General features: G+C 59.8%; 20 protein-coding genes. 10 read left to right on the top strand and 10 right to left on the bottom strand.

Going from position 1 to position 22,798, the window contains the following annotated elements:
- Positions 1-172: 172 nt before the first annotated feature.
- Entirely contained in the window at positions 173-877 is a 705-nt protein-coding gene (locus tag AB7M23_RS22000; protein WP_454242020.1) for an MlaA family lipoprotein, read from the top strand.
- 153 nt (positions 878-1,030) lie between these two features.
- On the opposite strand, the gene AB7M23_RS21995 is transcribed toward AB7M23_RS22000, so the two are convergent.
- Positions 1,031-1,330, bottom strand: a complete 300-nt coding sequence (locus AB7M23_RS21995) for a PilZ domain-containing protein (RefSeq protein WP_099775387.1) — start codon at positions 1,328-1,330, stop codon at positions 1,031-1,033.
- Between the two features lie 270 nt (positions 1,331-1,600).
- On the opposite strand from AB7M23_RS21995, the gene rssB reads away from it, so the two are divergent.
- Positions 1,601-2,785: a two-component system response regulator RssB gene (gene rssB / locus AB7M23_RS21990; protein ID WP_330522910.1), complete on the top strand. Its 1,185-nt coding sequence runs from the start codon at positions 1,601-1,603 to the stop codon at positions 2,783-2,785.
- Positions 2,782-3,264 carry an anti-sigma factor antagonist RssC gene (gene rssC / locus AB7M23_RS21985; RefSeq protein ID WP_065758484.1) on the top strand — a complete coding sequence of 161 codons (483 nt, stop codon included), beginning with the start codon at positions 2,782-2,784 and terminating at the stop codon, positions 3,262-3,264. Before rssB ends, rssC begins: the two co-directional genes overlap by 4 nt.
- A 45-nt stretch (positions 3,265-3,309) precedes the next feature.
- Here the strand turns inward: rssC and AB7M23_RS21980 are convergent, their stop codons facing one another.
- From AB7M23_RS21980 to dusA, 3 genes are all read right to left on the bottom strand, one after another.
- A complete protein-coding gene (locus AB7M23_RS21980; RefSeq protein WP_454242019.1) occupies positions 3,310-5,229 on the bottom strand; it encodes an alkaline phosphatase D family protein in 1,920 nt (639 codons plus the stop codon).
- Between the two features lie 85 nt (positions 5,230-5,314).
- The gene (tal, locus tag AB7M23_RS21975) at positions 5,315-6,241 is read right to left on the bottom strand and encodes a transaldolase (RefSeq protein ID WP_454242018.1); all 927 of its coding nucleotides are present in this window, start codon (positions 6,239-6,241) and stop codon (positions 5,315-5,317) included.
- 124 nt (positions 6,242-6,365) lie between these two features.
- A complete protein-coding gene (dusA, locus tag AB7M23_RS21970) occupies positions 6,366-7,367 on the bottom strand; it encodes a tRNA dihydrouridine(20/20a) synthase DusA (protein WP_454242017.1) in 1,002 nt (333 codons plus the stop codon).
- Between the two features lie 630 nt (positions 7,368-7,997).
- On the opposite strand from dusA, the gene AB7M23_RS21965 reads away from it, so the two are divergent.
- From AB7M23_RS21965 to hpaR, 3 genes are all read left to right on the top strand, one after another.
- Entirely contained in the window at positions 7,998-8,294 is a 297-nt protein-coding gene (locus AB7M23_RS21965) for a DUF3077 domain-containing protein (protein ID WP_454242016.1), read from the top strand.
- Between the two features lie 261 nt (positions 8,295-8,555).
- Entirely contained in the window at positions 8,556-9,821 is a 1,266-nt protein-coding gene (locus tag AB7M23_RS21960; RefSeq protein WP_454242208.1) for a serine hydrolase domain-containing protein, read from the top strand.
- A gap of 98 nt (positions 9,822-9,919) precedes the next feature.
- The gene (gene hpaR / locus AB7M23_RS21955) at positions 9,920-10,342 is read left to right on the top strand and encodes a homoprotocatechuate degradation operon regulator HpaR (RefSeq protein ID WP_102051772.1); all 423 of its coding nucleotides are present in this window, start codon (positions 9,920-9,922) and stop codon (positions 10,340-10,342) included.
- A 44-nt stretch (positions 10,343-10,386) separates the two neighbouring features.
- Here hpaR and AB7M23_RS21950 read toward each other — a convergent pair whose 3' ends face one another.
- Positions 10,387-11,646: an OprD family porin gene (locus AB7M23_RS21950; protein ID WP_454242015.1), complete on the bottom strand. Its 1,260-nt coding sequence runs from the start codon at positions 11,644-11,646 to the stop codon at positions 10,387-10,389.
- A gap of 332 nt (positions 11,647-11,978) precedes the next feature.
- Between AB7M23_RS21950 and AB7M23_RS21945 the strand changes: the two genes are divergently transcribed.
- From AB7M23_RS21945 to AB7M23_RS21935, 3 genes are read left to right on the top strand one after another with little or no spacing between them, the layout of a single operon-like run.
- Entirely contained in the window at positions 11,979-12,998 is a 1,020-nt protein-coding gene (locus AB7M23_RS21945; protein ID WP_454242014.1) for a TRAP transporter substrate-binding protein, read from the top strand.
- 6 nt (positions 12,999-13,004) lie between these two features.
- Positions 13,005-13,538: a TRAP transporter small permease gene (locus AB7M23_RS21940; RefSeq protein WP_454242013.1), complete on the top strand. Its 534-nt coding sequence runs from the start codon at positions 13,005-13,007 to the stop codon at positions 13,536-13,538.
- Positions 13,535-14,857, top strand: a complete 1,323-nt coding sequence (locus AB7M23_RS21935) for a TRAP transporter large permease (protein WP_065761741.1) — start codon at positions 13,535-13,537, stop codon at positions 14,855-14,857. The genes AB7M23_RS21940 and AB7M23_RS21935 overlap by 4 nt, the downstream gene beginning before the upstream one ends.
- Before the next feature lie 119 nt (positions 14,858-14,976).
- Here the strand turns inward: AB7M23_RS21935 and AB7M23_RS21930 are convergent, their stop codons facing one another.
- The 5 genes from AB7M23_RS21930 to AB7M23_RS21910 all read right to left on the bottom strand — a co-directional run bounded on the left by AB7M23_RS21930 (position 14,977) and on the right by AB7M23_RS21910 (position 20,687).
- Positions 14,977-15,939 carry an IS110 family transposase gene (locus AB7M23_RS21930; protein ID WP_102053915.1) on the bottom strand — a complete coding sequence of 321 codons (963 nt, stop codon included), beginning with the start codon at positions 15,937-15,939 and terminating at the stop codon, positions 14,977-14,979.
- A 437-nt stretch (positions 15,940-16,376) separates the two neighbouring features.
- On the bottom strand, positions 16,377-17,162 hold the full coding sequence (locus AB7M23_RS21925) for a sulfite exporter TauE/SafE family protein (RefSeq protein ID WP_330522901.1): 786 nt from the start codon (positions 17,160-17,162) through the stop codon (positions 16,377-16,379).
- A 160-nt stretch (positions 17,163-17,322) separates the two neighbouring features.
- Positions 17,323-18,588, bottom strand: a complete 1,266-nt coding sequence (locus AB7M23_RS21920; protein WP_454242012.1) for an OprD family porin — start codon at positions 18,586-18,588, stop codon at positions 17,323-17,325.
- A 108-nt stretch (positions 18,589-18,696) separates the two neighbouring features.
- On the bottom strand, positions 18,697-20,364 hold the full coding sequence (locus AB7M23_RS21915) for a cation acetate symporter (protein WP_065760129.1): 1,668 nt from the start codon (positions 20,362-20,364) through the stop codon (positions 18,697-18,699).
- A complete protein-coding gene (locus AB7M23_RS21910) occupies positions 20,361-20,687 on the bottom strand; it encodes a DUF485 domain-containing protein (RefSeq protein WP_065760128.1) in 327 nt (108 codons plus the stop codon). Before AB7M23_RS21910 ends, AB7M23_RS21915 begins: the two co-directional genes overlap by 4 nt.
- Positions 20,688-21,371: 684 nt before the next feature.
- Here AB7M23_RS21910 and AB7M23_RS21905 point away from each other — a divergent pair.
- Positions 21,372-22,778, top strand: coding sequence for an LLM class flavin-dependent oxidoreductase (locus AB7M23_RS21905; protein ID WP_330522899.1), 1,407 nt, complete (start codon positions 21,372-21,374; stop codon positions 22,776-22,778).
- Positions 22,779-22,798 lie beyond the last annotated feature (20 nt).

Raw genomic sequence — 22,798 nt, 5'->3', positions numbered from 1 at the left:
GGCTACGCACAGAGGGTGACAGCCAGATGACGATCAAACAATGTGGCAATTGTTTACATTTTGCTGATCCCGGCCATGTCGCGCTGACTAATCTGAGACATACCCTTTATACTGATTTCATTTTTGAGTTTGGGGCGCTGATAGCGCCTTGTGATTGTCGAGGAGTGAGTGTATGCGCAGGATTGGTACAGGCTTGATTGATCGGATGACCCGTGTCTGCGTCTGTGCCGGGCTGCTGCTGGGGCCCCTGGCGGCCCAGGCGGCAACCGAGGAAGACCCATGGGAGAGCATCAACCGGCCCATCTTCCGCTTCAACGATACGATCGACACCTATGCGCTCAAGCCTTTGGCGCAGGGTTACCAGGCCGTCACGCCACAGTTTCTGGAAGACGGTATCCACAACATGTTTCGCAACATCGGTGATGTTGGCAACCTGGCCAACGATGTCCTGCAGCTCAAGCCTCGTGCTGCCGGGGTCGATACCGCACGGCTGATCTTCAACACCACCTTTGGCCTTGTCGGTTTCTTCGATGTGGGCACCAAGATGGGGCTGGAGCGCAACGATGAAGACTTCGGTCAAACGCTGGGTTACTGGGGCGTAAGCAGCGGCCCATACGTCGTATTGCCATTCCTGGGCCCAAGCAACGTCCGTGATGCCATTTCCAAGTACCCGGACACTTACACCGAACCCTTCCGTTACGTAGGCCATATCCCGACCCGTAACACCAGTATTGGCGTTGATGTAGTGGATACCCGTGCCAGCCTGTTGTCAGCCGAGAAGATGATTCGTGGCGACAAGTACACCTTTATCCGCAACGCCTACCTGCAAAACCGTGAGTTCAAGGTCAAGGATGGGCAGGTCGAAGACGACTTCTGATCCGCAGAAGCGCTAAAAGGCGTCCCGGCCGCCGTCGGCCGATACGCAGCGCGTGCATCGCTGGCAAGACCCGCTCCTGCACCGTGGGAGCACGCTTGCCTGCGATGGTATCGCTGCTGCTTAGCAAGCGTGCACCTCTTTCCTGGGCGTGGCTCAGTGCATTTCGATGATGCGCAGGCCCAGTTTCTGCTGGCCTTCGGCCTGATCGGCGATCCACACGACCCGGGTACTGGCCTCCAGCCCTTTGAGGGCGGGGTGATCAGACTCGATACGCACCTCAAGCGCGTCACCGACCTTGAACGAGCGGGGGGCCTGTACCTGCAGGCCGCTGCTTGAAAGATCCAGACATACAGCGGCGATGACCTGGTCGGCGTGGATCAGGCTGACATCCTTGTCCACTTTCATTCGAATGAAATCGCGCTTTTCGCTGTAGTCTGCGTGGATTCGACTCATACCTGCATCCTTCCATTGGGTTGCGGTCAAAGCCGTTTTTATAACTCCCGGCTCTTTGCGCTGTAAAGAGCGTCAGCGACCATCGGCGTGAGCTTGAAACACCCGGCAGATGGGAGTACCGTCTGCGCCTTACAGGGCACCTCTGATATTTGCTGGGCAGGTCATCTTGTCCTACAACTCATAGAAGAGAGGCTAGAAGTGAATCCAGTAAGTGCGCTCCGGCCCGACCGAGCCGCCTACCCCAACCTATTTCTGGCGCCGTTTGCCCACATGCAGAAAACCAGTGCAACGCTGCTGATAATCGACGATGACGACGTAGTACGTGCCAGTCTCGCCGCCTACCTCGAAGACAGCGGTTTCAATGTCCTGCAAGCGAGTAATGGCCAGCAGGGTCTTCAAGTCTTCGAGCAGAACCAGCCCGATCTCGTGATTTGCGACCTGCGCATGCCGCAGATGGGTGGCCTGGAGCTGATTCGCCAGGTGACTGAGCGCACGCCTGATCTGCCGGTCATTGTGGTGTCTGGCGCCGGGGTCATGAATGACGCCGTCGAAGCGCTGCGGCTGGGTGCTGCCGATTACCTGATCAAGCCTCTGGAAGACCTTGCAGTACTTGAGCACTCGGTGCGTCGAGCACTGGACCGTGCGCAACTGGTACTGGAAAACCAGCGCTACCGGGAGAAACTTGAAGCGGCCAACCGCGAACTGGAAGCCAGCCTGCACCTGTTGCAGGAGGACCAGACAGCGGGTCGTCAGGTGCAGATGAACATGTTGCCGGAAAGCCCTTGGGTGGCTGGTGACTTTTCATTCGAGCACCAGATCATTCCGTCGCTCTACCTCTCGGGCGATTTTGCCGATTACTTCCGTGTCGACGAGCGTCGTATTGCCTTTTACCTGGCGGATGTTTCCGGCCATGGGGCGTCGTCCGCCTTCGTCACGGTGCTGCTCAAGTTCATGACCACGCGCCTGTTGTTCGAGTTCAAGCGCAGTGGCACCCTGCGTGATTTCAAACCCTCGGAAGTGCTCGGGCACATCAACCGAGGGTTGATCAACTGCAAGCTGGGCAAACATGTCACTATGGTAGGTGGCGTGATCGATGAAGACACCGGTCTTCTGACCTACAGTATTGGCGGGCACTTGCCGTTGCCGGTGTTGTATACCCCAGGCCAGAGCCGCTACCTCGACGGTCGCGGGCTGCCGGTGGGGTTGTTCGAGGAAGCCACCTACCAGGACCTGGTCATGGAGTTGCCACCAGCATTCAGCCTTACGCTGCTATCTGATGGCATTCTGGACCTTTTGCCTGGCAGCACACTCAAAGATAAAGAAGCCGCCTTGCCGGAAATCGTCAAGGCAGCGGGCGGCAGCTTGGATGGGCTGCGGCAACGATTCGGATTGGCTACGCTTGGGGAGATGCCGGATGATATCGCCCTATTGGTGTTGAGCAGGAACCTTCAATGAGTACTGGTAGAATCCAGTTCGCCGAGCAGAATGGCACCTTCGTTCTGAAGTTCGTCGGTGAAGTACGCCTTACCCTGTGTTCGGCGTTGGATGCGACTATTGAAAAAATCTTCACCGCGCTGAATTTTTCGGCGATCGTGATTGATTTGACCGAAACCCAAAGCATCGACAGCACCACCCTGGGCCTGTTGGCCAAGCTGTCGATTCTCTCGCGGCAGAAGGTTGGGCTGCTGCCGACCGTGGTCACCACCCACGCCGACATCACCCGGCTGTTGCAGTCGATGGGTTTCGATCAGGTATTCAACATCGTCGACCGGCCGATCCCGTGCCCGGAATGCCTCACCGACCTGCCGTCTCAGGACCAGAGTGAGGACGTGGTACGGGCCAAGGTACTTGAGGCGCACAAGATCCTCATGGGCCTGAACGATTCCAATCGCGAAGCCTTCCACGACCTGGTCAACGCCCTCGAGCGAACCTGATCGTGCCCAGGGGCGCGTTTCTGCGCTCCCTGGTAACTTCTCTGACTACTGGGGTTGCCCGCGAGGAAACTCGGTGGGTGGCGAGCCGTCTGCGTTGAGCTGGAAAACTCGCTCCGGCTGCCCCTGCGCGTTGAAAAACACCTGACCCAGGCCTGCGCTGTTCCACAGTCGCTCGCCAGCCTTGCTGTGTGTCGGGGTGCGCGGAATGACTTCCATACGCCGACGCTTGGTCAGCCAGTTCAGTGGCGAACGGGGTGAATACAGCCAGCGATTGAGGCGGTCGAAGGTCTCCAGCAGGCGCCGTGGAAACTGGTTCTTGATACCGCTGCTGGTGATCTGCCAGAGGTGTGGGCTGCGTTGGCGGTGACGAATCAGCACTTCGTAGACAAACGAGTAATGCACATCACCCGAGAGGATCACGTAATGCCCGGGTGTACGTGAGTGGCGGAAAATATTCAGGATCACCTGCGCTGCGCCCCGATGAGCCATCCAGTTTTCGGCATCCACCAGCAGCGGATAGCCTAGCCAACTGAATACCCGTTGTACGGTTTCAATCAGCTTGACGCCGAAGATCGGCGCCGGCGAGACGATAATCGCCGATGGGTGGTCAAGCAGGGCCTGTTGCAGTTCGCTAAGGGCTTCCCAGTCAAGCAAGCCTGAAGGGCGCTTGAGGTTGCTCTCGCTGCGCCAGCGGCGGGTGCGGGTGTCGAGTACCAGCAGCGCTGGGGTGCTGGGCAGCGCATAGTGCCAGTTCTGGAAACGCAGCAACTCACCGATCAGCGCATCCTGTTGCGGGCTGTTCAGGTAGCGGTCGTTCATGGCGCCGTCGGCCAGGCCCTGCCAGCTTGCCAGTAACCGCGTGAATGCGTCCGGATTGTTGCCCCAGCCCTGGCAAAGCAGATAGCCGATCAGCGCATTGCCGATGATGCGTCGCGAGAAGGGGTGGCCATAGGCACTTTCTTCCCACTGCGCCGACAGGTTCCAATCGTCGGTAATGTCGTGGTCGTCAAAGATCATCAGGCTCGGCAGGTGCGCCAGCACGCGGGCAACCTGGCCAAGGCCTGCGACGAACCTGCGAATCACGGCTTGCTCATCGTCGTAACGTTGCTGGCGCTCAGGCGTCAGTGCTGGCGGTTGCGGATCGATCAGCGTCCAGCAGACGGGCGACCACACCAGCAGGTACATGGCCATGACTTCGGCGAAGGTGACCAAGTGATTGTCGGCATTGCTGCTGGTGAAAATAGGTTTGCTGGCACCGCCGAAAAACCGCTCGCGCAGAGTTTCGTTGCTCTTGATTTCCGGCAGCAGGTCAGCGCGGTGGTAGTAACTTGCGGGGTGCTCGTACAGCGCGGTGCTGTCCTCGACCACCGCGCCCTCCAAACGCTCCTCGAACAGCGCCAGGCGAGCAATCAAGGCATGGATAGCACGCAGCATGGGCCCAGCGACATCGTCGGCGTAGATCTGGTCGCCGCTCATCATCAGCAGTGCCGGGCGTGCCCGTGCAGTGTGTTCGGTCGCCAGCAGCCGGTCGGCGCAGAGCAGGCCGTCTGCCGCGTCGAAGTGCGGTTTGCGGCAAGAGCCATGCAGCACGTTGTCCAGTTGTGCACGCAAGACGAAGTCAGGGCGTTGCTTGCCGTCATACAGCAGGTGCGGTGCCCAGTCGGCGATACGCTGCGGCTCGCTGGCGCCGTGAATGATCAGGTCATAGCCGATCGCTTCATCGACGGGCAAGGGGGTATCCAGCTTCACGTCGATCAAGTGCACAAAGGCATGGCGGCCAATCGGCACAATGCGGCAACGCTCGCCTTCCAAGGGCAGTTCAATGGGGGCTGTGCCCGTGCAGTGCAACAACAGGTCAGGCTGTAGCGGCTGTGAAGCGACCAGCCACATCACCAACCGCGAAGGTTCCAGGCGGCGTAACAACGGGCCGGCCAGCACCAGCGGCAAGGTAGGGTTTTCGGGCATCGGCAACTCAGGTCAACTCAGGCGGGGAGGGGCATGCGCGGGGAGGGCGTCGAAGCAGGCGAACCTGCTTCGGCAGCGCGTTGCCTCAGGCTTTTGCGGCCAGCAAGGCTTCAAGCTTTTCCTGGTCGCGGGCGAACTGGCGAATGCCTTCGGCCAGTTTTTCGGTGCCCATCGCGTCTTCGTTCATGGCCCAGCGGTACTGGCTCTCGCTCAGGTGCTGGCGCGGCTCGCCAGCATGGCCCGGGCTGAGTTTGCGCACCAGTGCACCTTGGTCGTCGGTCAGTTGCTGCAGTAGCTCCGGGCTGATGGTCAGGCGGTCGCAGCCGGCCAACTCTTCGATCTGGCCGATATTGCGGAAACTGGCGCCCATGACCACGGTGTCGTAGCCGTTGGCCTTGTAGTAGTTGTAAATGCGCGTGACCGACTGCACGCCCGGGTCTTCGGCACCGACATACTCCTTGCCGGTGGACTTCTTGTACCAGTCATAGATCCGGCCCACGAATGGCGAGATCAGGAACACCCCGGCATCGGCGCAGGCCACGGCCTGGGCGAAAGAGAACAGCAGGGTCAGGTTGGTCTGGATACCTTCGCGTTCGAGCTTTTCGGCAGCGCGAATACCTTCCCAGGTCGAAGCCAGCTTGATCAGTACGCGGTCACGGCCAACGCCGGCCTTGTCGTACAGCTCGATCAGCTGGCGCGCCTTGCTTAGCAGGGCCGGCTCATCGAATGACAGGCGTGCATCCACTTCGGTGGAAATACGCCCTGGAATGACTTTCAGGATACCGCTGCCGACGGCCACCGCGAAGGCATCGCAGGCCAGCCCCAGGTCGCCCTTGCTGTTACGCACGGCCTGGTCGAGCAGCTCAGCGTAACCGGGCATCGCCGCAGCCTTGAGCAGCAGCGACGGGTTGGTGGTGGCATCGACGGGCTTGAGGCGGCTGATTGCATCAATATCGCCGGTATCGGCAACCACGGTAGTGAACTGCTTGAGTTGGTCCAGCTTGGAAGTCATGAGCGTGCTCTGTCCTGTGCGATTCCTACGACATTACCCGAGCCCTGCCAGCCGCTCAAGGGCCGTGCTGGCAGGCAGGAGGTCGATAACCCTTCGAGTCGTAAAACGCGTACAGGTTCCCGGCTTAGCGCCCTTGCAAAAGCTGGCTGGCCTGATCGAGCAGGCCTAGAGGATCCTGGGTCTTGTGGATGTCCACCGACAGCAACTGGCGGAACTTGCGCGCCCCCGGGAAACCTTGGCCGAGGCCGAGAACATGCCGGGTGATATGGTGCATCGCACCACCTGCCGCCAGGTGCGCCGCGATGTACGGACGCAGCTTGGCCAGCGCGTCACTGCGCGAAATCACCGCAGCCGTGCTGCCGAACAATTGTTGATCGACTTCGGCCAACAGGTAAGGGTTGTGATACGCCTCGCGGCCCAGCATCACCCCGTCGAACGTCTGCAGGTGCGCCTTGCACTCATCAAGCGTCTTGATCCCGCCGTTGAGGATCAGCTCCAGGTCGGGGAAGTCCTGCTTCAACTGCGCCGCTACGTCATAGCGCAGTGGCGGGATCTCGCGGTTCTCCTTCGGCGACAGGCCTTCGAGAATCGCGATACGGGCATGCACCGTGAAACTGCGGCAGCCGGCCTCACGCACCTGGCCGACGAAATCGCACAGCTCGGCATAACTGTCGCGGCCATTGATCCCGATACGGTGCTTGACCGTCACCGGAATATCCACCGCATCGATCATCGCCTTCACGCAATCGGCAACCAGTGCCGGATGCCCCATCAGGCAGGCGCCGATCATGTTGTTCTGCACACGGTCGCTCGGGCAGCCGACGTTCAGGTTCACCTCGTTATAGCCCGCGCCCTGCGCCAGGCGCGCACAGGCCGCCAGGTCCGCCGGAACACTGCCGCCCAACTGCAACGCCAACGGGTACTCAGCCTCGTCATGACGCAGAAAACGCTCCGCATCACCGTGCAGCAACGCACCGGTGGTGACCATCTCGGTGTAGAGCAGGGCGTTTTGCGACAGCAGCCGCAGGAAGAAACGGCAGTGGCGGTCAGTCCAGTCCATCATCGGTGCTACGCTGAAGCGCCGAGAAGGCTCTGATGTAATGGTTTTGGCGGTGTTCGAGGGCATTGGGAGTGTCTGTAGAGGTACGATCGGGGCGATTGCGGCTGTCGTGGAGTTTATCAGGAAAAGGGTGGTTTCGGCTGCGCAAGGACAGTCTGAGCAGGAAGCTCTGAGCTACTGGGCAATGCGGCCTGACGAGTTTGGTAAAGCGCAGAAATGCGAGAAGGCGATGTGTTTTGGGTGCTCTTTGTCACGCTGCACCATCCCTTGTGCAGCATGTGCGGTCATGGCGAGGTGTGTAGAACCCGTGCTGTAAACCGGGTTGCAGCCTGCGGTCAGGCTCGGTATGGTTCGCCCGTCGCTGACTCGTCAGCGAAAGTCACGGTCAATCCCGTGGCCGGGCGTAGGAACCCGATAAGCAAAAGGTGCAACAGCCCACATACCTGGCTGCAGGCGTTTTCGCCTGCAGCGCAGTGCTATGGCGGCTGTGTGCGGGCAGGCTTCGGCCTGGCCGGGTTCCTTTTGCCCCGGTATTCCTACCCCGTGCACAGCTGCCACCCAATCCCGTAGGAAGGATCGTGGCAGCTCCTCTACAGCAGAAGGAGCCTTACCTGTGTCCACTCCAAATTCATCCAAAACCCATCCCCACACCCTCATGCCCAACGCTTGCCCGCCAGCCAGGCAAGGCGGTGCCCAATGACGCCTGAAGAGCGGCAGAGGTTCGTTATTAGTACCGGCCCAGGTGCGTTGTTTCATGGCACTGGCGATGCGGCGAAGCAGGGCAAGTTGTTCGCTGTTGTGCCCGGTGTCGCCATGCCTGATGCGCTGGAGAGTGTGTCTGAATTGCTCGGTACGATGCAGGGCGTGCTGTATGACGCGGCGATGGGGGACGTGCCGCTGCAGGGCAATGCTGCCTGGCTGCTTCGGCATACCTTGAATAGCGCCAAGGCAGTTGTCGATGCGTTGATCGAGGGTTGCGACGAGGCTTTTTAAGCCAAAGACAGTGCATGTTGCCAACGATGCAGGCGCTGCGAACGCACTGACACCCCACCGACGCCATCGCAGCATCTGCATACCTACTCCAAACGGCCGTGTTTTGATCGCGGTATGGCGCCATATCATGGCACGCTAAAGCGAGCGGCTTTAGGCGGTTATCGGTATGGTGGCGATAAGCCAAAAGGGAGTTGAGCTATGAAGCTTGGTCGGATGCAACGCGCTGTTCGTGTTCCCCTCGTGTGTGCAGTGCTGGCATTGATGATGCCGAGTGCTGCATTCAGTAGCCCACCCACCCCCAATGCGCTGGAGAGTGATCCGGCCAAAATGGGCTGGATGGTCGGGTCGCCACCCCCGCCCGAGCGTATTATTCGCTTCGAAGATGGCAGTTACTTCCAGTATCCGCAGTGGCGTTGGAGTGTCGCGCACTTCAGGGAGTTGATGCCGACGATTAATGTGTCGCGTGGCATTGGTGCACCCAACACGCTCGAGCGTGAGCTGCAGGCGGGCATTGATGAGGTGAGTTTTGTCCCGATGGGTAGCGACCGCTCGATGACCTGGCGCGATTCGTTGTTGGCGAACTACACCGATGGCATCGTCGTGCTGCACAAAGGGCGCGTCGTGTTCGAGCGCTATTTCGGCGTATTGAAGCCCGAAGGGCAGCATGCAGGGATGTCGGTGACCAAGACGTTCATCGGCACGCTGGCGGCGATGATGGTGGCCGAGGGCACGCTTGATCCTGAGCGCAAGGTGGTTGAGTACGTGCCAGAGCTGGGCAAGTCGGCGTTTGGCAGTGCGACCGTGCGCCAGTTGATGGACATGACCGCGGGCATACGCTTCAGCGAGAACTACGCCGACCCCAAGGCTGAAGTGTGGGCGCATGCTGCCGCCGGTAGCCCTCTGCCTAAGCCGAAAGACTACACCGGCCCGCGTTCGTACTACGAGTTCCTGCAAACTGTGCAGCCAGAAGGTGTTCACGGTGAGGCGTTCCATTACCGCACGGCCAATACCGATGCCTTGGGCTGGGTGTTGGCGCGGGTGAGTGGTAAAAACGTCGCGCAGCTGCTTTCCGAGCGTATCTGGAGCAAGCTGGGGGCGGAGCAGGATGCCTACATGACCGTCGACTCGACGGGTACGCCGTTTGCAGGTGGTGGTTTCAATGCGGGGCTGCGTGATTTGGCCCGGTTCGGTGAAATGATCCGCAATGAAGGGCGGTACAACGGGCAGCAGGTCGTACCCAAAGCGGCCGTCGATGACATTCGCCGCGGTGCCAGCAAGGAGGCTTTTGCCAAGGCCGGCTACGCCACATTGGCCGGCTGGAGCTACCACGACATGTGGTGGAACACCCATAACGAGCATGGTGCCTTCATGGCGCGAGGAGTCTATGGCCAGGCACTCTATGTTGATCCAAAGGCCGAGGTGGTGATCGCACGGTTCGCCAGCCATCCCGTCGCCGCCAACGCGGCCAACGATGCGACATCGTTGCCGGCCTACCATGCCGTGGCCAAGTACCTGATGAGCCGTTAGCGCCAGGCCGCTATTCAATTGACGCTGCACCCTCTGTTGGGCAGTCTGGTGTCAGCGCCGTTGAATAACTCATAACACGTCGGAGCCCATTACCCCTCATGCCCGTTACCAGCCCCTCTCTCACGCTCGCCCTGCTACAGGCCCGCGAAGCAGCCATGGCGTTCTTTCGGCCATTGCTCAACCAGCACGGTTTCACCGAGCAGCAATGGCGGGTCATCCGCATTCTGCGTCAGCAGGGCGAGATGGAAAATTATCAGTTGGCGGAGCAGGCCTGCATTCTCAAGCCGAGCATGACCGGGGTGCTGGGGCGTCTGGAGCGCGACGGTATCGTCAGCCGGCGCAAGCTTGCCCATGATCAGCGGCGGGTCATGATCAATCTGACGGCAAAGGGGCAGCAGTGCTTCGTGTCCATGATTGACGAGGTGGAGGCGAACTATCGGCGCATTCAGCAGCAGATGGGCGAGGAGAAGCTGCAGCAACTGCTTGGCTTGCTGGAAGAGCTCAAGCAGATCAAGCCCTGAGTGTGTCGCACCTGCCCAGGGTTGCGGGCAGGTGCGCGTCAAGCTTAGAACAGTGCCAGCGTGTAGCCGAGGATGATGCGGTTTTCGTCGATTGCGGTTTTCAGGCCGTCACCGGAGCGGAAGGTCGCGTTACGCAGGCGTATGTTCAGGCCTTTCAGTGAGCCGTCCTGGAAGGTGTAGACCAGGTCGGTATCGCGTTCCCACTCTGTGCCGCCCTGCACGGCGGCAGTCTCGACGTTCTTGGCGTTGACGTAGCGGGTCATGAAAGCCAGCCCGGGAATGCCCAGGCCCGCGAAGTCATAGTCGTAACGGGCTTGCCAGGCGTCGGTCTCGGCTTTGGTGAAGGCGTTGTAGGTCACCAGGTTGACCGAGTACGGGTCTACGCCCGGGAACGCGAAGTCGCCATCTCCCGACAGGTTCTGGTAGCCCAAACCGAATTTATGCGCACCCACCGCCAGGGTAGTCATGCCGTTGAAGAAGCGGTTGTCGATGTGCCCGCCATTGACCCGTGCCGCACCGCGAAAGCGTTTCTCGCCGTCTTCGCCGGTGCTGAAGTAGCGCAGGTCGGTTTTCAGGCTGACGCCTTCGCCCAGTTTCCAGGTGTGTACCAGGCCGGCGAAGTGCTGCTGGTAGATGTCTTCCATCTTGGCGAAGTAGTAGCTCGCCGTCAGGTTCGGGGTGAGGTTGTAGCTACCGCCGGCCAGGTCGAGGTGATCGCTTTCCACGCCGCCGTAGTTCATCTCATCGTTGCTGGATGAGTCGCGCAGGTTGATCTTGTCCAGGCGCCCGGCGTTGAGGGTCAGGCCGTCGATTTCCTGCGAGGTCAGCAGGCCGCCGGAGTAGGTGGAGGAGAGCAGGCGCGTGTCGTTATACGAGACTACGGGCAGGAGGGGCTGCAACGTCCCCACCTTGAGCACGCTTTTCGATACCCGCAGTTTTGCGGTCATGCCCAGTTCGCTGTAGTTGTCTTCCGGCTCCAGGCTTTGCCGGCCATAGGGCAGCAGGCCGGTATTACGGCGGTCACTGCTGGAGTCGAGTTTGATCCCGACCTGGGCGAGTGCATCCACCCCAAAACCCACCGTGCCTTCGGTGAAGCCTGACTCGAAGCGGCCGGTCAAGCCTTGTGCCCACTCTTCGGCTTTGGCCTGAGGGGCATTGTCCTGACGGAAGTCGCGGTTCATGTACATGTTGCGCGCTTCGATGCGTGCGGTGCTGTCACCGATGAAATCGGCCAGTGCGACGCCGCTGAAACTGCTGGCGATGGCACAGGAGAGCAGGGGCAGTGAGCCCAATTTCCTTATCATTATTGTTATCTCTAGGCATTTTTGTTTTTGGAATGAAGGCCCCTTTGCGCGGCAGGGGCTTGCAGCTGAAAGTTAGCTACTTGTTAAGCTGTTAACAACATTTTTTTAGATTTTTAGCCGAAGGAGCTTCCTTTTAAAAACTGAGCAATCATGCTAATTCATTGATTTTTAAGAGTTATTAAATTTTTTGTCGGGATTTTTGGTAGCTTCAGCTCATTTTCAGGCGTGACGAGCTGGTTGATAAAATTAACCTGTTAACGTATCAATGCCTCCCATGCCGGCGCGAACCACGGCTGCGCACACGACTACAAAAACAAAACGGAGCTACCACAATGAAGAAAATCAAAGCTGCCGCCCTGTGCATGGCGATGACAGGTGCCCTGTCTGCTCATGCCGAGACCTACACCCTCAAGGTCGCGCATTTCCTGCCGTCCACCTCCAACGTTCAGGTCAACATCATCCAGCCGTGGTGCGATCAACTGCGCCAGGAATCCCAGGACCGCCTGCAATGCCAGCTCTATCCGTCGATGCAGTTGGGCGGCACACCGGCCAAGCTCGCGGATATGGCCCGTAACGGGGTCGCCGATATCGTCTGGACCGGCCCGTCGTACTCCGCCGGCAAGTTCCCGCGGGTCGAGGCGCTGGAACTGCCGTTCGTGCTGCCTTACGGCGGCAAGGTTGGTAACCAGATCATCTGGGATTACTACGAGCAGTACGCCAAGGACGACTTCAAGGACTACAAGGTGCTGGTGATCCACGGTGACGGCGGCATGAGCCTGCACACGCGCGGCAAGGCAGTGCAGAACCTGGCGGATCTGACAGGCCTGAAACTGCGCGCTTCCAGCCGTACCGCCGCCAAGACCATCGAAAGCCTGGGCGCTACGCCGGTGAGCATGCCGCCCGCGCAGATGACTGAAGCCATTTCCAAAGGTGTGGTGGATGGCGCCCTGGCGTCCTGGGAAGTGGTGCCAGCGACCAAGCTCAATGAAGTGACCCAGTACCACAGCGCCACGCCGGCCGGGCAGCCGGCCTTCGGTTACACCGTGCTGGCCATGCTGATGAGCCAGCGCAAGTTCGACAGCCTGCCTAAGGACCTGCAGGCGATCATCGAGCGCAACAGCGGCAAGGCGTTGTCCGAACGCTTTGCCAACTCCTGGGACAACGCCATGGACCGCGCCCACGACGCTACCCCGGCTGAGGGCCTGGTCGAAATCAATGGCGCGGCCTACGCCGACATGCAGGCGGCGGCTGCGCCAGCGGTCGATCAATGGGTCAAGGAAGTGGCCGGCAAGGGGCTCGACGGCCAGGCGCTGGTGGACGGCGTGCGTAAGCTCTCCCGTGCAGCGCAGTAACCGCCCATGAACGAATCCTTGGACTTCAACGTCGCCTCGGACGTAACACAGGGGAGTGGCCGAAGGGCCTTGATGCAGTTGGCCCAGGGCTTTGCCCTGGCCGGCGGGCTGACGTTCATGGCATTGATCGGCATGTCGCTGGTTTCCATTGTCGGGCGCAAGCTGTTTTCGGCGCCGATCCGGGGGGACATGGAGTTGATGGAGGTGGGTGCCTCCTTTGCCATCGCTGCGTTCCTGCCGTTGTGCGAGCTGCGCGGTCAGCACATCAAGGTCGACGCGCTGACCCAGTGGTTGCCAGCACGGGTGCGTGACCTGCTGGATGTGTTGGCGCACCTGCTGTGCTGCGCCGTGGCGTGGATTATGGCCTGGCGCACCACTCAGCAGATGTTCGACAACCATGAGAACGGCGATGTCACCACATTGCTGTCGTTCCCGCTCTGGGTTCCGTTAATGCTGATCGTGCCTAGCCTGGTGCTATTGGGTGTGTGCGCGCTGGCGCGTATTGCCGACATTTTCCACCGTATGGGAGGTCGCGCATGAGCGGTCTGAGCCTGGGTCTGATTGCGCTGTCCATTACCATGGTGCTGTTGTTACTTCGTGTGCACATCGGCATCACCATGCTGATCGGTGGCGCGGCCTGTTTCTGGGCGGTGAACAACGGCGATCTGTCGAGCCTGTTGTTCACCCTCAATGATCTGGCCTATTCGCGCCTGTCCAACTACGACCTGGCGGTCATCCCGCTGTTTGTGATGATGGGCCAGTTCGCCACCCACGGTGGCCTGTCACGTTCGATCTTTCGCTGTGCGTCGGCGTTCATCGGCCACTGGAAGGGCGGCATGGGCATGTCGGCGATTGGTGCTTGCGCGGGTTTCGGGGCGATTTGCGGGTCGTCCCTGGCCACGGCAGCGACCATGAGCCATGTGGCATTGCCCGAGCTGCGCCGGCACAACTATTCCGGTCGTCTGGCGACCGCGACCGTTGCTGCCGGTGGCACCCTGGGTATCCTGATTCCGCCGTCTGTGCCGTTGATCATCTATGCCGTGCTGACCCAGGAATCGATCGCCAAGCTGTTTGTGGCGGCGATCGTGCCGGGGGTTGTTGCCATCATCGGTTACATGATCGTGTTGCGGATCATGGTCTCCCGTGACGAAAGCCAGGCCACGGTGTCGCCGAAGGCAACGCGGGTGGAGCGGCTCAAGGCACTGGTTCAGGTGTCGCCAGTGATTGGCGTTTTCCTGGTGGTGATCGTCGGCATCTATGGTGGTTGGGCCAACCCCACCGAAGCGGCTTCGATCGGTGCGGCGGCCTGCGGCATCCTTGCGGTTCAGCAAGGCGGCATGCGCTGGGACGGTATTCGGGCGAGCCTGTTGGGTACGGCAGAAACCTCGGCGATGATTTTTCTCGTGCTGCTGGGCGCGGACCTGCTCAACTCCGGCCTGGCCCTGACCCAGATGCCCACGGAGTTGGCCGCGTGGGTGATCAACAGTGGTCTTGCACCGATGCTGGTGCTGGTCGTCATCCTTGGCCTGTACCTGCTGCTGGGCTGTGTGATGGATTCGTTGGCGATGATTCTGCTGACCATCCCGATCTTCTATCCGATGATCATGGGCCTGGATTTTTATGGCCTGGACGCCTCGGAAAAATCGATCTGGTTTGGCATTCTGGCCTTGATGGTGGTGGAGATCGGGCTGATTCACCCTCCGCTGGGCATGAACCTGTTCATCGTCCAGCGCACCGCGCGCGACGTGCCTTACAGTGAAACCGCGATAGGTATCGTCCCGTTCCTGTGTTCGGACCTGCTGCGCATTGTGTTGCTGGTCGCGTTCCCGGCTCTCAGCTTGTGGTTGTTGAGTTTCTAACGGTTACCTGTTGGCGCAGGCTTGCCTGCGATGGCTTCGGCGGGGTGTCAGTGCATTCGCGGCGCCTGCATCGCGGGCAAGCCCGGCTCCTACAGGCTGCGCGGGCTCTGTTGGAGATTCTATGTTTGGGGGGAACCCCCAAACATAGAGTTTGGTTGGTACTCACTTTGGTTTTTCATCAAGGCAAACACCACTCTGGCCAGTTTGCGAGCCAGAATCACCAAGGCCTGGGTACCCTTGAGGCCTCGGTCCAGGTAACGCTGATAGAACGGTCTCCAGGTTGGCGAGCGGCTGGCAGCCATTGCGCTGTTGTGAAATAAGCGCCGGAACTCCGAATCGCCCCGTTTGGACAAGTAGCGTTTCTGATCTTTCTTGCCTGATTGTCTCACTCGCGGATCCATGCCCAGGAAGGCAATGAAGCCATCGCTATCGGAAAACTCTCCGCGCATGAAGGCTGTTACCGCAGCTGTGGCAGTCAGGACGCCTATGCCTTCAACGGCTTGGCAGCGTTTTACCTGAGCGTCCATACCCGCTTCGCTAACGATGTTTTTCAGCGTCTTCTGAATGCCTTTTTCAATCTGCTCTACACAGCGCAGGTATTCATCCAGCGCCTCTTCGAGCAAGGGTTCGTCCCTCCAACTTTGCTTGATTGCCACCCGATGTCGAACGAGCTCAGCCCGGCGTCGCAGCAAGCTTTTGAGCTGCGTGTAAGCCTTGGGGGGCGGACTCCAGATTCTGAGTTTGTCGGACTCTTTGCCCAAATAACGCGCCAGCAAGACCGCGTCCAAAGCATCTGTTTTTGCCCGGACACCTATCCCATCGCGGTATTTATTGAGGCGGCTGCCATCAATGACATAAACGTCGTGACCCAGTTCATGAGCCATTTCCGTCGTGTCGAGGTGATAGGTGTTGGTCGCTTCAATCGCCAGTGCACAGTTGTCTGGCAATAACTTAAGCCAGTTTCTCAGTGCTGATCGTTCATTGGCGACGACCAAAATGCTCTCTTCGTCGCACCGATAGACAACGATCTCGTCCTTCGCGACATCCACACCAACGACCACCTGCGAATCAAGGATTGTCATCGCTCACCCTCCGAGCTAGGGTTTAGAAACTTGTCGGGGTTCACCGTTGCGCTGGCTTGTTGCTATCGTCGGTCCGAGCCGATGCATTCCTTATCGGCGCATTAGGTGAAGGGGTGGGACGATGTCTCCAACAGTCTGTACTGGTCAGAGTCAGAAGCGAGGCTTTAGTCCCACCCACCCCTTCAAGTCTAAACATACAAGCAGGCTTGCCTGCGATGGCGTCGGCGGTGTGTCCGCAAGTTCGCGGCGTCTGTATCGCGGGCAAGCCCGGCTCCTACAGGCTGGCGCGGGCCCTGTTGGAGCTGGCTTGCCTGCGATGGCGTCGGTGGGGTGTCAGTGAGTCCGCGGCGTTTGCATCGCGGGCAAGACCCGCTCCTACAGCTGGCGCGGGCTCTGTTGGAGCAGGCTTGCCTGCGATGGCGTCGGCGGTATCGTGATCAGAAGGCCAGTTTGTAGCCAATCAGCAGCAGCATGCAGGCCAGGCAGGGGCGCAGTACGTTGTCGGAGATACGGCCGGTCAGGTGGCTGCCGATGTAGATCCCGGGCAGCGAGCCAAGCAGCAGGTAGCCCAGCAGGGTCCAGTCCATGTTGCCCATGCTGGCGTGGCCTAGGCCGGCGACCAGGGTCAGGGGCACGGCGTGAGCGATTTCGGTACCGACCAGGCGACGGGTAGCCAGGTACGGGTAGAGCAGGAACAGTGCCACGGTGCCCAAGGCGCCAGCGCCGATGGACGTCAGGGAAACCATGATGCCAAGCACGATGCCGGTGATCACGGTCAGGATGTTCAGGGTCTTGTCGCTGAGGTGGTAGTGGTCGCTGGCGTGTTTGCTGGCGAAGGCCTGCAAGCGGCTTTTGAACAGAATCGCCAGTGCCGTCAGTACCAGTACCACGGCCAGACCCTGCTTGATCACCGCGTTCAAGGCCTGGGTGTCAGTGTGCAGGGTGGTGAGGAACCAGAGTGTCAGCGCTGCGGCTGGAACACTGCCGAGCGCGAGCCAGCCGGTGATTTTCCAGTCGATGTTCTTGTTCTTGCCATGAACCCAGACGCCACTGCCCTTGGTGATGGCAGCGTAGAGCAGGTCGGTGCCTACCGCCGTAGCCGGGTTGATGCCGAACCAGAGCAGGATCGGAGTCATCAGCGATCCGCCACCAACGCCGGTCATGCCGACGATGAAACCGACAACCAAGCCTGCAACGGAAAAACCTAAGTAACCTGCATCCATAATCTATCTAAGCACCAGACGAGCTGTGAGCGGGGCGCGAGAAGCATAACGGCTTTTTTTATAGCCAAATATAATTATGTGCTATTAGGTTATAACCAGATGTTGAGTGGGGCATTGGAGTCAATGCCCCTGTTGCTGCGTCAGGTGATGGCCGCGGCCGTTACCACAGCGCGATGCTGTAGCTCAGGATCAGGCGGTTCTCGTCCAGCTTGTTGCCAAAGTGGCTGGTACGCACGGTAGCGTTGCGCCATTTGATGCCGAAGTTTTTCAACGTACCGCTCTGGACCACATAGCCGATATCGGTATCGCGCTCCCATTCCTTGCCTTCAGGCTTGCCGGCGCCGAGGTCGATGTTGTCGCCCTGCAGGTAGCGGGTCATGAAGGTCAGGCCGGGAATGCCCACGCTGGCGAAGTTGAAGTCGTAGCGCGCCTGCAAGGACTGTTCGTCCTTGTTGGCGAAGTCACCGATCTGTACGAAGTTCACCAGGTACGCGTCGGCGCCGTTGATGTAGGCAAAGCCGGTGTCGCCGCTCATGCGCTGGTAACCCAGGCCAAAGGCGTGGCCCTGGATACCGTAGGTGAACATTGCGCCGAATGCCTTGTTGTCGACGTTGCTGCCACCCTCATCAAGGGAGCGGGCGAAACGCAGGTCGCTTTTCAGCGATTGCCCTTCACCCAGTGCCAGTACGTGGTTCAGGCCAAGGAAATGCTGGCGGTAGAAGTTGTCCAGCCCGCCGTAGCCATAGGTGGTGTTAAGGCTGTCGCTCCACTTGTAGGTGAGGTTGGCGAAGTTGAACTGGTCGCTGGTGGTGCTGCGGGCCTTGATGTTCTTCGCCCCACCGGTGGTGATGGCCATGTCTTCATAGTCGGTGGAGTCGCGCTGGTTCACCTGGCGCACCTGACCGAGGTCGACGTTCAGCTTGTCGATTTCCTGTGAGTTCAGTTGCCCGCCCTCGAAGGTTTGCGGCAGCAGGCGGGAGTCGTTGGCCATCAGCACTGGCAGTTTGGGTAGCAGCGTACCGGCTTTCAGTACGCTCTTGGAGACGCGTACTTTGGCGGTCATGCCCAGTTCGCCGTACTCGTCCTGAGCGCGGCGTGGTGCTTCGCGGTCACGTTGCAGCAGGCCGCTGCCGCTGCGATCCGGGCTTGAATCGAGTTTGACCCCGAGCAGGCCGATGGCATCGACGCCGAAGCCGACCGTGCCTTCGGTGAAGCCGGACTCATAGCGCAGCAGAAAGCCCTGGGCCCATTCCTCAGCCTTGTTCTGAGGCGCGTCGTGCTGGCGGAAGTCGCGGTTGAAGTAGAAGTTACGCAGCTCCAGGTTGGCTTTGCTGTCCTTGAGAAACTCTGCGTTGGCAGGTGCGCAGAGGCCGGCCAGCGTTGCCGAAACCAAAAGGCGGGTAGCGATGGGATGCGTGCGGTACATGGTAAAGCCCTTTTATTGTTATTGAATGGGGGACGGCATGGCCTGCACCGGTCGCGGTTGCGATCGGTGCAGGTGGTTGCAGGTGATACGGTCAGCGGTTTACGCGGATCAATGGGCGACTGCCGTGGCGGCACCCAGGCCGGTTTGGGCACGTACGAACTGATCGTCGAACGCCGCACGTTCGCGGGCGGCTTGCGCACTGCGGTCGAGCTTGGACACCAGCACGATCACCAGGAAGGCCAGTGGCATGGAGAACAGGGCCGGGTGGTCATACGGGTAGATCGCCTGCGCATTGCCAAGCACCGACACCCAGACCGCAGGCGACAGGATCACCAGGGTCAGGGCGGTGAACAGGCCGACGAAACCACCGGCCAGGGCGCCCTTGGTGGTCAGGTCTTTCCAGTACATGGCCATGATCAGTACCGGGAAGTTGGTGGAGGCGGCGATGCCGAAGGTCAGGCCCACCAGGAAGGCGACGTTCTGCTTCTCGAACAGGATGCCCAGCAGGATGGCGATGATGCCCAAGCCGACCGTAGCGATACGGGTTACGCGCATCTCGTCTTTTTCGCTGGCGGTACCTTTCTTCAGTACGGTGGCATACAGGTCGTGGGAGATCGCCGACGCACCGGCCAGGGCCAGGCCCGACACGACGGCCAGGATGGTGGCGAAGGCCACGGCCGAGAGGAAGCCGAGGAACAGGTTGCCACCCACGGCCTTGGCCAGGTGCATGGCAACCATGTTGCCGCCGCCGATCAATGCGCCTTTGAGGTCGCCGCCGACATAGAACTGCGGGTCAGTGCCGACGATCACAATCGCGGCATAACCCAGCACCATGACCACGAGGAAGAAGAAACCGATGAAGCCGGTGGCAAAGAACACCGACTTGCGGGCTTCCTTGGCGTTCGGCACGGTGAAGAAGCGCATCAGGATATGCGGCAGGCCGGCAATACCGAACACCAGGCCAAGCGACAGCGAAGCCGCGTTGATCGGGTCGGCGAGCATCGAGCCGGGGCCCATGATGTTCCAGCCCGTAGCGTGGGCTTCAACCGCGCGGGTTGCCAGGGTTTCAAAGCTGAAGCCGAACTCGGCCATGGCCAGCAGGGCCAGGGTCGTGCCGCCAGCCAGCAGCAGTACAGCCTTGATGATCTGTACCCAGGTGGTGGCGATCATGCCGCCGAAGATCACATAGACCAGCATCAGCACGCCAACCACCATCACGGCAGTGGAGTAATCCAGGCCGAACAGCAGCTTGATCAACTGACCCGCGCCGACCATCTGCACGACCAGGTAGCAGCACACCACGGTGAGCGAGCCGAAGGCTGCGAAGGTGCGGATTTTGGTCTGGTCCAGACGGTACGAGACGATGTCGGCGAAGGTGTAGCGCCCCAGGTTGCGCAGGCGTTCGGCCATCAGAAAGGTGATGATCGGCCAGCCGACGAAGAACGCCACCGTGTAGATGAAACCGTCATAGCCTTTGGCGAAGACCAGGCTGGACAAGCCCAGCAGGGTGGCCGCCGACATGTAGTCACCGGCAATCGCCAGGCCGTTCTGGAAACCGCTGATGCCGCCGCCAGCGGTGTAGAAGTCCGAGGTCGACTTGGTTTGCCGTGCAGCCCACCAGGTGATCATCAAGGTGCCGAGGACGAACACGAAGAACATGCCGATGGCGTGGAGGTTGATCGGTTGTTTTTCCGCCACGACGAGGGGGGCGGCAAAGGCTGCGGCCGGTGCCAGCAGCAGGCTGGCAAGGCCAAGGGAGGCGAGGCGACGGCTCATTTCAACTCCTCCAGCAGGTCGGCACTCAGTGCGTCGAAGCGGGTGTTGGCGCTGCGCACGTACCAGCCGGTGAGCAGCCAGGACAGCACGATGATCGCCGCCGCGACCGGGATCCCTACCGTCAGTTGGCGGCCTTCGGCCAGAGGGGCATGCAGCACGTGCGGGTAGAACGCGACCACCAGCATGAACAGGTAGTAGGCGCCCAGTACGGCGGCACTCAATGACCAGGCCAGGCGCGAACGGCTGCGTACCAGGCGTTGGAATTTGGGGTTGGCGCGGATGCGGTCGCAACTCTGCGCATGGGACAGCTCAGCGTTTTTCATCGGTGTGGCTCCTTGTTTTTTTTATTGCCTGGTGTGCCCTGCAGCCGTTTTTTGGGTGCACGGCGTCGTGGCGATGGGCAGCAGCCTTTCGCCAGGAAAAACGGGTAAGCGTCGAGTGCTGTGTTACGCCGGCGGAATCATGTCGCGCAGCGTTTCAGCTCACTCGGAATCGACTGATCAAAACGGGGGAATGTGGGAAAAGCCGGCGCCAGGTTCGCTCGGGTAGAGCGTATTGAAGGTAATAAGACGCGCGCGTGCAGGGACTGGTCCCTGTGTGAAGATCGACATAACTGGCACCCGGTGGCTGATTATTAGCTCTTGATGTTTGCTGCACCCTTGTCGGTGGGAAGCAGCGCAGATGGCTCCGCGCACCTTATATAACAATGTCGGTCAATTATGGAAGTACTACCTGCGTTGTATAGTATTAGTACTATATATTTTTCCTCGAAAATTCAGGGTTTACGGCTTCCGCCCGGCACGTGCTGTCTTGCTGCAAACACATGGGCGTGCTGTTGTCTCACGTACAGTGGATCAACAAGGTGTCGCGGGTTACACAGGCATTTGATCGTTTTGTTTGTATAAGTTATTGATAATAAAGAACTAAGTAGCTGGCATGGTTTGTGAGACGTACTCGGCAAGAGCGCCTGATGTGGCGTAGAACCTGTTGCGTACTGGAGAACTCCCATGCCCCGTGAAATTCGTTTGAATGCTTTTGAGATGAACTGCGTCGGTCATCAATCTCCTGGCCTCTGGGCGCATCCCCGGGACCGTTCCTGGCAGTACAAGGACCTGGAGTATTGGACCGACCTGGCCAAGTTGTTGGAGCGCGGCCGTTTCGACGGCATTTTCATCGCGGATGTCATCGGTATCTACGATGTATTCAACGGCAATGGCGATGCGGCGATCCGTCAGTCGACCCAGGTACCGGTCAACGATCCGCTGGCGCTGATCACCCCGATGGCGCTGGTGACCGAGCATCTGGGTTTCGGTCTGACCGCGTCGTTGAGTTTCGAGCACCCCTATCCGTTTGCCCGCCGCCTTTCCACCCTCGACCACCTGACCAAGGGGCGTATTGGCTGGAACATTGTCACCTCGTACCTGGACAGCGGTGCGCGTAACCTCGGGCAGAAGGCCTTGAGCGATCACGATGCCCGTTACGACTATGCCGACGAGTACCTTGAAGTGCTCTACAAGCTGTTTGAGGGCAGTTGGGAGGAGGGGGCGATACAGCGTGATCGTGAGCGGCGTATTTTCAGTGACCCGAGCAAGATCCATGGCATCAAGCATGCCGGCAAGCATTTCCAGGTTCCGGGCATTCACCTCTGCGAGCCGTCGCCCCAGCGCACCCCGGTGTTGTATCAGGCGGGAGCCTCCAGCCGTGGCAAGCAGTTCGCGGCGGAGCATGCTGAATGTGTGTTTGTTGCGTCTCCGTCGAAAATCTTGCTGAAGAAGACCGTGGCGGACATTCGTCGACGTGCTGCCGAAGCCGGTCGCGATCCGCGCAAGGTGCTGGTTTTCAACCTGCTGACGGTGATCGTCGGCGAAACCGATGCCCAGGCCCAGGCCAAGTGGCAGGACTACAAGTCGTACACCAGCTATGAAGGCGCTTTGGCCCTGATTTCGGGCTGGACCGGCATCGACTTTTCCGAGTACCAACCGGATCAGGTCCTCAAGCACATCCATACCAACGCTATTCAGTCGGCGGTCGAAACGTTCTCCACGGCCGACCCGAACAAGCAATGGACCGTAAAAGAGTTGGCCGACTGGGTGGGCATTGGCGGCTTTGGCCCGCTGTTGGTGGGCAGTGCGCAAACGGTGGCGGACGAGTTGCAGGCATGGGTTGAGGAAACCGACGTGGATGGTTTCAACCTGGCCTATGCCCTGGCTCACGAAACCTTCGCCGATGTGGTCGAACTGTTGGTGCCAGAGTTGCAGAAGCGCGGTGTCTACAAGACGGAGTACGCCCCTGGCACCTTGCGCGAAAAACTCTTCGGCGAAGGTCCGCGCTTGCCACAGAATCATCCTGCTGCCGATTACCGCGATCTCGCCGCGTTGGCAGCACGTGAAGAAGACGCTTCAGTACTGGCCTGATCCCGGCGGGATAACAGGCC

The sequence above is a fragment of the Pseudomonas sp. HLS-6 TE3448 genome (assembly GCF_053629555.1).
This window is presented reverse-complemented; position numbering and strand designations above follow the sequence as displayed.